This is a genomic window from Paraburkholderia sabiae (genome assembly GCF_030412785.1).
In the GTDB taxonomy this organism is placed as follows: Bacteria; Pseudomonadota; Gammaproteobacteria; order Burkholderiales; family Burkholderiaceae; genus Paraburkholderia; species Paraburkholderia sabiae.
The window spans coordinates 5207913-5221987 of sequence record NZ_CP125295.1 but is presented as its reverse complement, the minus strand read 5'-3'; the positions used below and the strand labels follow the sequence as shown (position 1 = coordinate 5221987).

Here is a 14075-nt window from a genome sequence, read left to right as displayed (position 1 = left end):
TTATAGGACGTCGGGCTGACAGCGGCGCGCGACGCGCCGATCAAGCCGATTCCACCACCCACGCATCGAACCAGTCCCGCGGTCGCGCAATGTCGTCCTGCGCGGCGACGATCTCGAGTTCATAACGCCCCGCATCCCACGTCGCGCGCACGACGGCGTTGACGGCCGCGAGCGTGTGCTCGAACGCGCTGCGCACGGAATCGCCGAGCAACGTCCGGGCCACGAACACCGCGCTCGTCATGTCGCCGACACCCACCGGCTGACGCGCGAACGGATACAGCGGACGCTGTCCCATCCACGCTTCGCGCTGCGTCACGACGAGCATGTTGAAGCGGTCCGCGAGGCTGTTGCGATCGAGCAGATGCTTGACGAGCACCATCTTCGGTCCGCGTTCCATCAACTCGCGACACGCGGCGACAGCTTCCTCGACGGTCTCGATCTCGCGCCCGACCAGCCGTTGCAATTCGCTGTGATTCGGACACATCACGTCGGACACTTCGGGCATCGTCCGCACGAGAAATTCCTGGATCCCTGGCTCGACGCGGCAGCCCGTCGCGGTGCCCATCACGGGGTCGCAGATGTAACGCGCGTGCGGATTCGCGGCCTTCACGGCGCGCACGATTTCGATCACGGCCTGCGCCTGCTCGGGTGTGCCGAGGTAGCCCGACAGCACGGCGTCGCAGCGCGGCAGCATGCCGATCGCGCCGATGCCTTCGACGAGCGCGAGCATCTGCGACGCGTCGATCGCGCTGCCTTCCCAATGCCCATACTGCGTATGGTTCGAGAACTGCACCGTGTTGAGCGGCCACACGTTGACGCCGAGGCGCCGCATCGGAAACTCCGATGCGCCGTTGCCTGCGTGCCCGAATACGACGTGCGACTGGATGCTCAGAACGTTTTTCATGTCGAACCGATACGGCGCGGGAAGGGCGCCAGGAAAGAATGCGAAACGGATGCGCGCTTTTCGTGTGCGCTTTCGTTGGAACGCTGTGCCTGTCAGCGCGGCGCTTCGTGCACCGCTTTGGCGCGATGCGCGGCGGCTTGCCCGCCGGACGCATCACACTTGGTTCATCACAAGATACATGAGTTTTTGCGCCGCGGAACCGATCCGGCCCCGCCGTGTTGCGTCGAACCATCAAAGCGCACGCCGTCGATGCGCAGGATCAAGGGCGCGCAAGCCTGATCACACCAGCTCGCGATACAGCGCGAGATAGCGTTCCGCCGACGTGCCCCAGCCGAAGTCCTGCCGCATTGCGCGGCGCTGCGCGGCCTTCCAGTCGGTGCGCCGCGCGTACAGCGCAAACGCGCGGCGGATCGCGGCCGTCAGCGCTTCGGGTTCGAAGCGCTCGAACACGAAGCCCGTCGCGAGATCGTCGGCGATGTTTTCGAGCGATGCATCGACGACGGTATCGGCAAGGCCGCCGACGCGATGCACGAGCGGCAGCGAGCCATACGCGAGCGCATAAAGCTGCGTCAGCCCGCACGGCTCGAAGCGCGATGGCACGGCGATCACGTCGCTGCCCGCGACGATCTGATGCGCAAGCGTTTCGTCGAAACCGAGTTCGACGGCGACGCTCTCGGGATGCGACTGCGCGACGCGCTGCAAGCCGTTTTCAAGCGCCGGGTCGCCCGTGCCGAACACGACCAGCTGCCCGCCGCGCTTGATGATGTCGGGCAGCGCAGCGAGCAGCAGATCGAGGCCCTTCTGTTCCGTCAGCCGGCTCACCACGCCGAACAGCAGCGCATCGCTCTTCGGCGCGAGATGGAAGCGCTCCTGCAGCGCCGTTTTGCACGCACGCTTGCCGGCAAGACGCGTGTCGGTGTAGCGGCCGGCGATCAACTGATCGGTGGATGGCTGCCATACCGAGTAATCGACGCCGTTCAGAATGCCCGACAGATCGTGCGAACGCTGGCTCAGCAGTCCGTCGAGTCCACCGCCTTGCGCGAGCGTCTGGATTTCGCGTGCGTACGTCGGGCTCACCGTCGTGATGCGGTCACTGTAGAAGAGGCCTGCCTTCAGAAACGACATCTGTCCGTAGAACTCGACGCCGCTCATGTGGAAGAAGTCGGCGGGCAGGCCCAGCTGGCCGAACTGATGCGCGGGAAAGATGCCCTGGTAGGCGAGGTTATGGACCGTGAAGATCGTGCGCGCGGGCGGCTTGCCGTGCTCGCGCGCGGCCGCTTTCAGATAGGCGGGCGCGAGACCCGCGTGCCAGTCGTGTGCATGGACGATCTGCGGCGCCCACGCAGGGTCGAGATGCAGGGCGAGCTGCGCCGCTGTCCAGCCGAGCATCGCGAAGCGCTGCGCGTTGTCGCCGTACGGCACGTGCTCGGCGTCGAGATACGGATTGCCGCTGCGGTCATACAGCGATTCCGCGCGGATCACATACACGATGAGTCCGTTGGCGGCCAGCGTGCCGCGCTCCAGCGTGACGTCCGACGCGCCGAAGCGATCGCCGATCCGCGCCACCGGCTGCAGGTCCGACAGCCCGCCGACCACGGCGGGAAAGCCGGGCAGCAGCACGCGGACATCGGCGCCCAGTTCGATCAGCGCGGGCGGCAGCGCGCCCACGACGTCGGCGAGACCGCCCGTTTTCAGAAGGGGATACAGCTCGCTTGCGACATGCAGCGCGCGGATCGTCATGAGCCTCAGTCCTGTCGGTTAACTGCCGGTTATGGGTTGCCGCGGGTGGCGTGGCGTCCGCGTGTCGGGACGCATGGACCGTACAGAAGGCGCGCGGGCGGGCAACGCGTTTCCGCGCCCGCCGCGCTCTGCTTTAGCGTTTTCGTGCGCAGCCGTCCGCTAGCGCGCCGTCTGCCGCTTGAGCGCTTCCGCCGTCACCAGCACCACGCCGCTGTCCGTCCGATAGAAGCGTTCGCCGTCGCGCACCGGGTCTTCGCCGATCACGGTGCCGTCGGGAATCTGGCAGCCGCGGTCGATCACGACCTTGCGCAGGCGGCAACTCGCGCCGATCGTCACCTGCGGCAACAAGACTGCCTCAGCGATGTTACAGAACGAATTCACGACCACATTCGACGACAGCACCGAGCGCGAAATCTGCGAGCCGGAAATCACGCAGCCGCCGCACGCGATCAGATTGGTGCCCGAGCCTTGCAGCCCGTTCAGGTCGCGCACGAACTTGGCGGGCGGCAACTGTTCCTGATGCGTCCAGATCGGCCAGTTGCGGTCGTAGAGATCGAGCGCGGGAATCGTGGACGCGAGATCGAGATTTGCGGCCCAGTACGCGTCGATCGTGCCGACGTCGCGCCAGTACGGCTCGACGCTCGGATCCGACGACACGCACGACATGCTGAACGGATGCGCAATCGCATGTCCCGACGTGACCACGCGCGGAATGATGTCCTTGCCGAAGTCGTGATCGGTCGCGACGCTGGTGATGTTGTCTTCGAGCAGCGAGTACAGGTAATCGGCGCTGAACACGTAGATGCCCATGCTCGCGAGCGCGATGTCGGGGCGGCCGGGCATCGCGGGCGGATCGGCGGGTTTTTCGACGAAACCTGTCACGCGCCGCTGTTCGTCCACGTGCATCACGCCGAACGCGACGGCCTCCATGCGCGGCACCTCGATGCAACCGACCGTGCAATCCGCCTTCGACTCGACGTGATCCATCACCATCCGCGTGTAGTCCATCTTATAGATGTGGTCGCCCGCCAGCACGACGACGTATTTCGGGCGGATCGAACGGATGATGTCGAGGTTCTGGAACACGGCGTCGGCCGTGCCGCGATACCAGTGCGCGCCTTCGACGCGCTGCTGCGCCGGCCACAGGTCGATGAACTCGTTGAACTCGCCGCGCAGGAAGCCCCAGCCGCGCTGCACGTGCCGCAGCAGCGAGTGAGCCTTGTATTGCGTGACGACGGCGATGCGCCGGATGCCTGAATTCAGGCAGTTGGACAGTGCGAAATCGATGATCCGGTACTTGCCGCCGAAGTGCACGGCGGGCTTCACGCGCTTGTTCGTGAGCGGGCCGAGGCGCGTGCCGCGCCCGCCCGCGAGGACGATGGCGAGCGTGGTGTGTTGCAGATCGTTGAGGCTTGCCGGCGTATCCATGTGCGTCTCCATGTTATGGGTGAGCCCTGGTGGAAGCTTTCTTCGCCCCGGCGTTCGATTTTTGTCTGACGCTGTTCTTGTTATCGTTTTTTGTTGTGTGCGACGGCCTGATTTTCGTTCGGGCTGGAACCCGTCATGCACGTCGGATGCCAGCCAGCGGTTAGTCTGACCCATGCGCCACGCGCGCGCAACATGCCGCGTTCGCCATGCCACACTCGCGCGGGTGGCCGACGCATCGGGCCGCGCGCGCCAGGTAGAAAAGGGTGCTTCGCGGGGCATGACAGGACGCCGGCGGGCAATTTATGCCAGACGGTTGACCGATTGAAACGCCTGTTTGGCGTCCGCGTGCGCCCGTCGTCCGGGACCATTGCAAGCGGCGCTGCAAACCCGTCGCGACGCGGGCATCATGACGGGCCTGCCTGCTTCCATTGCCAGTCAACCCAACTGCTCATGAAACTGACATTGCGTTCATCGCTCGTTGCCGTTTCCCTTTCTGCCTGCGTCGCGTTGTCGGGCATCGATGCCCGCGCCGCCGTTGCTGCTAGTTCCGTCAGTTCTTCCGCGCCTTCGGCCGCACCCGCCGACGACGGTCCCGCCTATGGGCCGGAGTTGCAGGGCTTCAACTATCCGGCGCCCGTGCATCAGTTCGAGTTCAACTCGCAAGGCGAGGCGCTGCATATGGCTTACATGGACATTGCGCCTGAGCATCCGAACGGTCGCACGGTCGTGTTGCTGCACGGCAAGAATTTTTGCGGCGCGACATGGGAAGGTTCGATCGAACGATTGTCGGCGGCGGGGTATCGCGTGATCGCGCCGGATCAGATCGGCTTTTGCAAGTCGAGCAAGCCGCAGCGTTACCAGTTCAGCTTTCAGCAGCTCGCGCGCAACACGCATGCGCTGCTCGAATCGATCGGCGTGAAGAATGCGACGATCGTCGGTCATTCGACGGGCGGCATGCTCGCGGTCCGCTATGCGCTGATGTACCCGGGCGAGACTCAGCAGCTGGTGCTCGTCAATCCCATCGGACTCGAGGACTGGAAGGCGAAGGGCGTGCCGTCGCTGTCCGTCGACCAGTGGTACGAGCGCGAGCTGAAGACGACGGCGGACGGCATCCGCCGCTACGAGCAGGCGACCTACTATTCGGGCCAGTGGCGCAGCGATTTCGAGCCGTGGGTGCAGATGCTCGCGGGGATGTATCGCGGGCCGGGCAAGAAGGAAGTCGCGTGGGACTCGGCGCTGCTGTACGACATGATCTATACGCAGCCCGTCGTCTACGAACTCGGCTTGCTGAAGATGCCGACGTTGCTCTTGATCGGCGACAAGGATACGACGGCGATCGGCAAGGACGCTGCGCCGCCCGAGGTGCGCGCGAAGATCGGCCACTATCCGGAACTCGCGAAGCTGACGAAGCAGGCGATTCCGCACGCGACGCTCGTCGAGTTCGCCGAGCTTGGCCACGCGCCGCAGATGCAGGATCCCGTGGCGTTTCACAAGGCGTTGCTCGACGGGCTGGCGGCTTTGCCCGCGAGCCATTGATCGCGGGCAAAGCCGCCTGCTTCACGCGCGGGCGTGTTAGCTATCGAGCCTCAGCCGTTGGCAAGCTCGTCCCGCACCTGCGCGCCGATTTCGAACGAACGCAGCCGCGCCGCGTGATCGTAGATCTGCGCGGTCAGCATCAGCTCGCTCGCGCCCGTCTGCTCGATGATCGTGCGCAGGCCGTCGCGCACCGTCTCGCGATCGCCGACGACCGAGCAGGCCAGCGAATGCCGCACGCTGCTCATTTCCATCTCCGATGCCGCGACCTGATCGACGGGCGGCTGCAACTGCCCCGGCGTGCCCCGCCGCAGATTGATGAACTGCTGCTGCAGCGACGTGAAAAGGCGCTGCGCTTCGGCATCGGTATCGGCGGCAAAGAGGTTCACGCCGACCATCGCGTAGGGCTTCTCGAGCGTTTCCGAAGGGCGGAACTGCGCGCGATACACGTGCAGCGCCTGCATCATGTAGTCGGGTGCGAAGTGCGACGCGAACGCGAACGGCAGGCCGAGCGCCGCCGCCAGTTGCGCGCTGAACAGGCTCGACCCGAGCAGCCACAGCGGCACGTTCAGACCGGCGCCCGGCACGGCGCGCACGCGCTGACCCGGCACGGGATCGCCGAAATAGCGCTGCAACTCGACGACGTCGTCGGGAAACGAATCGGCGCTGCCGTGCAGGTCGCGGCGCAGTGCGCGCGCCGTGGTCTGGTCGGTGCCGGGTGCGCGGCCGAGGCCGAGATCGATCCGGCCCGGATACAGCGACGCGAGCGTGCCGAACTGCTCGGCGATCACGAGCGGCGCGTGATTCGGCAGCATCACGCCGCCCGAGCCGACGCGGATCGTCTTCGTGCCGCCCGCGACGTGCCCGATCACCACCGACGTCGCCGCACTCGCGATGCCCGTCATGTTGTGATGCTCGGCGAGCCAGTAGCGCTTGTAGCCCCATTGCTCGGCGTGCTGCGCGAGATCGAGCGTATTGCGAAACGCATCGGATGCGGTCGCGCCGGCCGTGATGGGGGAAAGATCGAGGACCGAAAAAGGAATCATGGCAAAAGATGTGCGGCCAACCATCGCCGTTTGCAAGGCGACATGCGGACCGTCTGGCGTGCGGAAAGTGGCGATTGTGCCAAAGGGCTTCCGTTCGTGCTGGCGGTCTGTTCATGTCCCTGACGGCAGCAGGGTTGGACGCTGCTGAATATGAACCAGGCGCGAATGTCGATGCAGAAATAGCCCCTGAAAACAGGGGCAAAATGCGTCGAAACGTGCTCCAGACGTATGCGGTGCGTGTGCCGTCGCACGGACGTTCGCGCGCGAACGCATTAACGTGCAAGCGTCGCCGCCATCGATGCGGATCTGCGCGACGCATATCCGTCCGACGAAGCGGCGGCCTCCACGGACCTCGACGCCGGTCGGCCCGTCACGTCACGCGTAGGTCGGCTACGCAGCGTACACCCGGACGAACCGGGTCGACCGGGTCAGCCGGGCGCAACGATGCAGCCCGTTGCGTCCGCGCGCCCGATTCGTCAGCCGATTCGGTGTAAACGCGCTCTCGCGCAATCGCCGGGCTGACGCTAGATTGTTTGCACTTGCGAGATAGTCGAGGGGCCAGCGGCTGCCGTCATGGCGGCCTATAGCGGTGAAAATTGCGTCGGCCAGAAGCACACGTGGCTTCTGGCCGAAACGCTAGCGGTTCTGGCGGCATGCGTTCGCATGGCCGTTTTCAGCAGGGCTCTCCCATTCCCGGTTTCTTCCTTGCACGCGAAATCTCGCGTAGCAATTCTTTAACTTTCCACACACATCTGCACGGCGTTCGTTCGCGAACGGGCCGCCGCGCGGGTTATGCTTGGTGTCGTTCATACGTTTGTGTTCCGCATGTCATCGAAGATGATTATCCGCACCTCGTTGCGCAACATGATGCTTTCCGTGGCCGTGGTGGGCGCGCTGTCCGCGCTCGCCGGCTGCGACGACCAGCAGAGCGACCAAGCCGTGCAAAAGCTCAAGGAATTTTTTAACGCCGTCAAACCGGATGCGCTGCTTCTGAAGGGCCTCACGCCCGGCGTCACCACAGAAGCGCAGATCCGCGACCAGATGGGCAAGCCCGAAACGGAGCGCACGTTCACCGACGGCTCGAAGCGCTTCGAATATCCGCGCGGCCCGCAGGGCCTCAACACGTACATGGTCGACATCGGACCCGACGGCACGCTGCAGTCGATCACACAGGTGCTGACGGCCGCGAACTTCGCGAAGATCCGCGTCGGCATGACGGAAGACGAAGTGCGGCGTCTGCTCGGCAAGCCGGGCGAAGTGGCCGTCTATCCGCTGAAGCCCGAAACGGTGTGGAGCTGGAAGTGGCGCGAAGGCGGTGTCACGCAAGAGGGCTTCTTCAACGTGCATTTCGACGTCAATCACATCGTCTACACGACCTCGCGCTCGGACGTGATCCGCGGGCATTGACGGCAGACTGACGAGGCGGGGGCGGGCAGGCGAGGGCGCACAGCACGTAAAACGAAAGCCCATTTCGCGTGTCCAACCATAAAACGCCTGTAAATAAAGGGGGAAAACAACAATGGCCATACGTCGGCGCTACAAGCGCATCGGCCTCGTGCTCGGCGGGGGAGCCGCGCGCGGCTGGGCGCACATCGGCGCGATTCGCGCGCTGCACGACGCGGGCATCAAGCCGGATATCGTCGCGGGCACGTCGATCGGCGCGCTGGTCGGTGCCGTCTATGCGAACGGCGATCTCGACTGGCTCGAAGAGTGGGTCACGCGGCTCACGTGGCAGTCGGTCGTGCGTCTGCTCGATCTGCGTCTTTCGGGCGGATTGCTCGGTGGCAAGAAAGTCATCCAGGTGTTTGCGAACCGCTTCAACGGCCGTTCGATCAGCGAGTTGCAGATGCCGTTCGCGGCCGTCGCGACGGAACTCGATTCCGGCCGCGAAACCTGGTTGCAGGATGGCGGCGTGGTGGATGCCGTGCGCGCGTCGATTGCGATTCCGGGCATTTTCACGCCGGTACTGCACGAGGGCGTGTGGCTCGTCGACGGCGGGCTGTCGAACCCTGTGCCCGTGTCGGCTGCGCGCGGCATGCGAGCCGACTGCGTGATCGCCGTCGATCTGAACAACGACATTCTCAACGGCCGTGATTTCGGCGGCGCGGTCGTCGACTTGCCGCCGATGCCGACGGAAGAACTCGTCGAAGCCGCCGTCGAAGGCGAGGCGCTGCCGCTCGATACCGAGGCGCCGCCGCCCGCCATCGCGACGCCTGCGCCGCCGATGCTGTTACGGCGCAACGGCAAGCCCTTCCCGAACTGGCTGCAGCCTTCGCCCGAAGAGTTGTCGCGCGATGTGCGCGTGCCGCCCGCGCCGAGCGCGCGCGTGCCATCCATGCTCAGTTCGATCGCGCAAAGCATCGACATCATGCAGGTGCGGATCACGCGCAGCCGTCTCGCGGGCGAGCCCGCCGACATTCTGATCCAGCCGCGCCTGGGCGGCATGGGCATCTTCGATTTTCACCGCGCGGGGCCCGCCATTGAAGAAGGGCGCGCGGCCGTCGAAGCGATGCTGCCCGCGATCCGCGCGTGCCTCGGCACCGAATGATCGCCGCGGCTTGAGGGCGCTCAGCCCTCGCTACGCTTCGCCGCGATAATGCGACACACGCGCTTGCCGGAACTCGCGCTCGTCGTGTCGTCGATGAACAGGATCACGCAATCGGTGAGGGCATCCGTGATCAGCGCGGGCTCGAACGCCGAGTAAAGGCGTCCGTCCGGCTGACGTGCGTCCGCGCCCTCCGTCACGCGCCACGACAGATACAGCATGCCGTTCGGCCGCAGGATGCGCACGAGGTTGTCGATCGCATCCGTCATCGAGTCGACGGGCAGATGCATCAGCACGGTTTCGCAGATCACGTTGTCGAACTGCTCGTCGATCTCGGCGAGCGACGGCAGCGTCGCCGTGCGAAACGCAATCTGCGGATAGAGCCGCCGCGCTTCGTCGAGCAAACCTTCCGACGCATCGAAACCCGTCACGCGATACCCATGCTCCGCGAGCCACGCGGCATCGCGCCCATTGCCGCAACCGATATCGGCCGTCTTGCCCGTCGGCAGCAGATGCGCTTCCCACAGCGCGTACATGTCGTCGGGCGGCGGCTGGTCGAGCCATTCGCGCGAATAGCGGGCGGCGTCGCGCGTGTAGGCGTCGAGCGTCGAGGCGTCGGGGTGAAGTGGCATGCGGCGATCCTGTGTGCAGAAGCGTCGTGTGGCGGAAGGGGATACCCAGTCTAACGCGTGAGTCATCGCGACGGCTTTTGCGGGGTCGTGCCTGACAGCATCGGGCGCCTGTGTCTTTCAGGGAAAGCCCCAATCGGCGCGGGTTTGCGGGCATGCCGACGGCTTGGCGCGTCTATCGAAAAAGCGACCCGAAACTTGCGAATTCGCGGCAGCCGCATCGCGTGTGCCATGCGCTTACAAACGGACAGACAAGCGGACAGCGCTTGAAACTGCGGGCGTCCAACGCGTGCGCCGCCATGCTATCGCGCATGTTGCATTGCACAAGAATCGCATGACCGCGTTTGAGCAAATCATTTTCGCTTGCGAGTATCCGCGCCATGCCGCTGCGGGTGCGGCTTCCGATCAACCTTCGCGCTTCGCTTCGACAGGAGACACACGTGTTCCTCTATGGCTTTGGCCCGGTGCTCCTCGACGGCACGATCAAGACGATCGAGCTGTCGGTTCTTTCGCTGGCGACGGCCGTCGTGCTCGGGCTGATCGGCGCGGCGGCGAAGCTGTCGTTCAACCGGCCGTTGCGCGCGATCGCGACGGGCTATACGACGCTGATCCGCTCGGTGCCCGATCTCGTGCTGATGCTGCTGCTGTTCTACAGCATTCAGATCGCCGTCAACAATCTGACCGACGCGCTCGACCTGCCGCAGTTCGACATCGATCCGTTCATCGCGGGCGTGCTGACGCTCGGCTTCATTTACGGCGCGTATTTCACCGAGACGTTTCGCGGCGCGTTTCTCGCTGTGCCGCGCGGCCAGCTCGAAGCGGGCGCCGCGTATGGGATGAGCGGCGCGCGCGTGTTCGCGCGCATCCTGTTTCCGCAGATGATGCGCTTCGCGCTGCCGGGCATCGGCAACAACTGGCAGGTGCTGGTGAAGGCGACGGCGCTCGTGTCGATCATCGGTCTCGCCGATGTCGTCAAGGCCGCGCAGGACGCAGGCAAGAGCACGTTCAACATGTTCTTCTTCATTCTCGTTGCCGCGCTGATCTATCTCGCGATCACGACCGTATCGAATCTCGTGCTGATCTGGCTGGAGAAGCGCTATTCGATTGGCGTGCGGCACGCCGAACTCTAACTCGCGCAGCATTCAGGCCATTCAGGCATTACGCAGGAGACGACGCTCATGATCGACATCCTCAACCAGTTCTGGAAAGCGTTCCTCTATTGGGACGGCCAGCGCATCTCTGGCCTTGCCGTGACGCTGTGGCTGCTGGTCGCCTCGATCGGCATCGGCTTCGTGACATCGATTCCGCTTGCCGTGGCGCGCGTATCGAAGAAGCGCTGGCTGTCGACGCCCGTGCGGCTCTACACCTACGTTTTTCGCGGCACGCCGCTGTACGTGCAGTTGCTGTTGATCTACACGGGCATCTACAGCCTTGAATTCGTGCGCTCGCATGCATTGCTCGATTCGTTCTTCCGCAGCGGCTTTCACTGCGCGATTCTTGCGTTTGCATTGAACACCTGCGCGTACACGACGGAGATCTTCGCGGGCGCGATTCGCGCGACGCCGCATGGCGAAGTCGAAGCCGCGCGTGCCTACGGGATGAGCTGGTTCACGATGTACAGGCGGATTGTGATACCGTCCGCGCTGCGCCGCGCGCTGCCGTTGTACAGTAACGAAGTGATCCTGATGCTGCACGCGACTACCGTTGCCTTCACGGCGACCGTGCCCGACGTGCTGAAGGTCGCGCGCGATGCGAACTCGGCGACCTACCGCTCGTTCGAGGCATTCGGCCTCGCGGCACTGATCTATCTTGTTGTATCGTTCGCGCTGGTTGCGCTGTTCCGGCGCGCCGAGCGTCACTGGCTCGCGTATCTGGCCGTGCGCCGCTGATTTTCACGCTTCGTTGCGCTACGTTGAGTAGCGTGCCGCAGCGCAATGAAGCATCGATCGCAGCAGCACGACTGCACCTCAGCATCCGTTTCACCCGTCTTCACTCTGGGAGAGCATCTTGCTCCACACGACTCAAATGGAAGCCTGCAAGCTCGCCGTGCAGGACATCCACAAGCGCTATGGCGACAACGAAGTGCTGAAGGGCGTCTCGCTGAATGCCAACAAGGGCGACGTGATCAGCATCATCGGTGCGAGCGGGTCGGGCAAGAGTACGTTCCTGCGCTGCATCAACTTTCTGGAGCGGCCGAACGCCGGGCAGATCGTCGTCGACGGCGAAGCGGTGCGTACGAAGACCGACCGCCACGGCAATTTCGAAGTCGCGGATCACAAGCAGTTGCAGCGCATCCGCACGAAGCTCGCGATGGTGTTTCAGCACTTCAACCTGTGGGCGCACATGAACGTGCTGGAGAACGTGGTCGAGGCGCCGATCCACGTGCTCGGCCTGCCGCGCAAGGAAGCGGAAGACCGCGCGCGCGAGTATCTGGAGAAGGTCGGCCTCGCGCCGCGTCTGGAGAAACAGTATCCGTCGCATCTGTCGGGCGGTCAGCAGCAGCGTGTGGCGATTGCGCGCGCACTGGCGATGAACCCCGACGTGATGCTGTTCGACGAACCGACCTCCGCGCTCGATCCTGAACTCGTCGGCGAAGTGCTGAAGGTGATGCAGAAGCTCGCCGAAGAGGGCCGCACGATGATCGTCGTGACGCACGAGATGGGTTTTGCGCGCAACGTGTCGAACCATGTGATGTTCCTGCATCAGGGACGCACGGAAGAAGAGGGCGTGCCGTCGGAAGTGCTGGTGACGCCGAAGAGCGAGCGCCTGAAGCAGTTCCTGTCCGGCAGTCTCAAGTAATCCCGCTTCCGGTCGTTTATCGCAATGGCGCGTCCGTCGTCCAGTCCTGCCCGCACGACCCAGGTCGCGATCGTCGCGTTGCCGCCTGTGTCGATGTCGGGCGTCGGGCCGATCGTCGACGCGCTGAATCTCGCCAATGAAATCGACGGGCGCGCGCTGTATCGCTGGCAAGTCGTGTCGTGGGACGGTCGCCCGGTGCCGCTCGCGGGCGGCGCATCGTGGCCTGCCGATGCCGCATTCGGCGATGCGATTGCGTGCGACTGGCTGATCATCGTCAGCGAGCGATTCCAGCAATTCGCGGACTATCGTCTTTTTCTCGCGAGCCTGTCGCGCGTCGGGCAGCGCACGCCGCTCGTGACGGGCATTCACCATGGCGTGTGGTGGCTCGCGATGGCGGGGCAGTTATCCGGCTATCGCGTGAGCGTGAACTGGGAGACGTATCAGCAGTTCACCGAACAGTTCGAGCGCTCCATCGTCACGCAGCAGATCTTCGAGATCGATCGCGATCGGGCGACGTGTGCCGGTGGTCAGGCGACCGTCGATTTCATGCTGGCGATGATCGGGCGCGAGCATGGGCCTGAACTCGCCGAGCGTATCGCCGATACGATGGGCGTCGGGACTTTGCGCTCCGGTCAGGAGCGGCAGCGCATACCGTTTGTGACCGCGCCTGGCGAGCGGCATCCACGGCTCAATGATGCGTTGCTGTTGATGGAAGCGAATATCGAGGATCCTCTTACCTCGGATGAGATTGCCGGGCTCGTTGGCGTGTCGCGACGGCAACTCGAGCGGCTGTTCCGGCAATATCTTGGGTCGATGCCCTCCAAGTATTACCTCGGGTTGAGGCTTGCTAAAGCAAGGACGCAGTTGCAGCGGACTAGCAAGTCTGTTGTGCAGATTAGTCTTGCATGTGGGTTTTCTTCTGCTGCGCATTTTTCTAATGCTTATAGGGAAAAATTTGGCGTGACGCCGCGGGAAGAAAGGAGGAACTGGATCGAGAAGCAGCGCGGGGATGAGCCCCGCGGGGCGGCTATGATTGAGCGGGCTTAGTGGTTTTTTTGTCTGCGACGCTAGTCGCTATTCTGGTTTTTGCTTTTTGTTTTTTTTGCTGCGCTGGCATCCGCGATTGCGTATCGGTTTATTAGCGTTGCCCCTGTGCGGGGCGGCACCTACTTTTCTTTGCAGCGGCAAAGAAAAGTAGGCAAAAGAAAGCCGCTTTTGAACCTCCAGTGCCCGCCAGGTTCGCACTACGGCATGCCGCAGTTGAGCTGTCGCGCAGCAACGTCCGCACCCCGTAGAAAGCCCGCAGTCAACCGCGTACAGCGCGAAAACCCATACAGTCTGGAGCACATAACGCCGCAATCAACTGACGGCAAATGCAAAAAAACGTGCTGACCGAATGTGCCCCAGGTGGATGTCATCTTTCGCGCCGCGCGCGCCTGACTGCGGGCTTT

Annotated in this window: 12 protein-coding genes; 7 read left to right on the top strand and 5 right to left on the bottom strand. The window is 64.0% G+C overall.

The features are described from left to right. Window positions 1-40: 40 nt before the first annotated feature. The 3 genes from pdxY to glgC form a co-directional block, all read right to left on the bottom strand. Complete coding sequence (gene pdxY / locus QEN71_RS23435; RefSeq protein ID WP_201657510.1) at window positions 41-904, bottom strand: pyridoxal kinase PdxY; 864 nt, start codon at window positions 902-904, stop codon at window positions 41-43. Between the two features lie 279 nt (window positions 905-1183). Next, complete coding sequence (glgA, locus tag QEN71_RS23430) at window positions 1184-2644, bottom strand: glycogen synthase GlgA (protein WP_201657507.1); 1461 nt, start codon at window positions 2642-2644, stop codon at window positions 1184-1186. Between the two features lie 159 nt (window positions 2645-2803). Next, a complete protein-coding gene (gene glgC / locus QEN71_RS23425; RefSeq protein WP_201657504.1) occupies window positions 2804-4072 on the bottom strand; it encodes a glucose-1-phosphate adenylyltransferase in 1269 nt (422 codons plus the stop codon). A gap of 450 nt (window positions 4073-4522) precedes the next feature. On the opposite strand from glgC, the gene QEN71_RS23420 reads away from it, so the two are divergent. Beyond that, complete coding sequence (locus QEN71_RS23420) at window positions 4523-5608, top strand: alpha/beta fold hydrolase (protein WP_233472043.1); 1086 nt, start codon at window positions 4523-4525, stop codon at window positions 5606-5608. A 50-nt stretch (window positions 5609-5658) separates the two neighbouring features. Here the strand turns inward: QEN71_RS23420 and QEN71_RS23415 are convergent, their stop codons facing one another. Then, entirely contained in the window at window positions 5659-6651 is a 993-nt protein-coding gene (locus QEN71_RS23415) for an LLM class flavin-dependent oxidoreductase (RefSeq protein ID WP_201657501.1), read from the bottom strand. An 864-nt stretch (window positions 6652-7515) separates the two neighbouring features. Between QEN71_RS23415 and QEN71_RS23410 the strand changes: the two genes are divergently transcribed. Both QEN71_RS23410 and QEN71_RS23405 read left to right on the top strand, forming a co-directional pair. Further along, window positions 7516-8058, top strand: coding sequence for a hypothetical protein (locus tag QEN71_RS23410; RefSeq protein WP_201657525.1), 543 nt, complete (start codon window positions 7516-7518; stop codon window positions 8056-8058). 112 nt (window positions 8059-8170) lie between these two features. Further along, window positions 8171-9199: a patatin-like phospholipase family protein gene (locus QEN71_RS23405; protein WP_201657498.1), complete on the top strand. Its 1029-nt coding sequence runs from the start codon at window positions 8171-8173 to the stop codon at window positions 9197-9199. Window positions 9200-9219: 20 nt separating this feature from the next. Here the strand turns inward: QEN71_RS23405 and QEN71_RS23400 are convergent, their stop codons facing one another. Then, a complete protein-coding gene (locus QEN71_RS23400) occupies window positions 9220-9828 on the bottom strand; it encodes a class I SAM-dependent methyltransferase (protein ID WP_201657495.1) in 609 nt (202 codons plus the stop codon). 437 nt (window positions 9829-10265) lie between these two features. Here QEN71_RS23400 and QEN71_RS23395 point away from each other — a divergent pair, with 437 nt between their 5' ends. The 4 genes from QEN71_RS23395 (at window position 10266) to QEN71_RS23380 (ending at window position 13671) form a co-directional block, all read left to right on the top strand. Continuing rightward, window positions 10266-10955, top strand: coding sequence for an ABC transporter permease (locus tag QEN71_RS23395; protein ID WP_201657492.1), 690 nt, complete (start codon window positions 10266-10268; stop codon window positions 10953-10955). A gap of 48 nt (window positions 10956-11003) precedes the next feature. Next, window positions 11004-11714 carry an ABC transporter permease gene (locus QEN71_RS23390; protein ID WP_201657489.1) on the top strand — a complete coding sequence of 237 codons (711 nt, stop codon included), beginning with the start codon at window positions 11004-11006 and terminating at the stop codon, window positions 11712-11714. 136 nt (window positions 11715-11850) lie between these two features. Further along, window positions 11851-12624 carry an ABC transporter ATP-binding protein gene (locus QEN71_RS23385; RefSeq protein ID WP_201657522.1) on the top strand — a complete coding sequence of 258 codons (774 nt, stop codon included), beginning with the start codon at window positions 11851-11853 and terminating at the stop codon, window positions 12622-12624. Between the two features lie 24 nt (window positions 12625-12648). After that, window positions 12649-13671 carry a GlxA family transcriptional regulator gene (locus tag QEN71_RS23380; RefSeq protein ID WP_201657486.1) on the top strand — a complete coding sequence of 341 codons (1023 nt, stop codon included), beginning with the start codon at window positions 12649-12651 and terminating at the stop codon, window positions 13669-13671. The last annotated feature ends 404 nt before the right edge of the window (window positions 13672-14075 follow it).

Bases quoted from the DNA above. Each gene is read 5' to 3' on its own strand.
- QEN71_RS23405 (WP_201657498.1), top strand. From the start codon at position 8,171: ATGGCCATACGTCGGCGCTACAAGCGCATCGGCCTCGTGCTCGGCGGG.
- QEN71_RS23410 (WP_201657525.1), top strand. From the start codon at position 7,516: ATGATGCTTTCCGTGGCCGTGGTGGGCGCGCTGTCCGCGCTCGCCGGC.
- pdxY (WP_201657510.1), bottom strand. From the start codon at position 904: ATGAAAAACGTTCTGAGCATCCAGTCGCACGTCGTATTCGGGCACGCA.
- QEN71_RS23390 (WP_201657489.1), top strand. From the start codon at position 11,004: ATGATCGACATCCTCAACCAGTTCTGGAAAGCGTTCCTCTATTGGGAC.
- QEN71_RS23385 (WP_201657522.1), top strand. From the start codon at position 11,851: ATGGAAGCCTGCAAGCTCGCCGTGCAGGACATCCACAAGCGCTATGGC.
- QEN71_RS23380 (WP_201657486.1), top strand. From the start codon at position 12,649: ATGGCGCGTCCGTCGTCCAGTCCTGCCCGCACGACCCAGGTCGCGATC.
- QEN71_RS23400 (WP_201657495.1), bottom strand. From the start codon at position 9,828: ATGCCACTTCACCCCGACGCCTCGACGCTCGACGCCTACACGCGCGAC.
- QEN71_RS23415 (WP_201657501.1), bottom strand. From the start codon at position 6,651: ATGATTCCTTTTTCGGTCCTCGATCTTTCCCCCATCACGGCCGGCGCG.
- glgC (WP_201657504.1), bottom strand. From the start codon at position 4,072: ATGGATACGCCGGCAAGCCTCAACGATCTGCAACACACCACGCTCGCC.
- QEN71_RS23420 (WP_233472043.1), top strand. From the start codon at position 4,523: ATGAAACTGACATTGCGTTCATCGCTCGTTGCCGTTTCCCTTTCTGCC.
- glgA (WP_201657507.1), bottom strand. From the start codon at position 2,644: ATGACGATCCGCGCGCTGCATGTCGCAAGCGAGCTGTATCCCCTTCTG.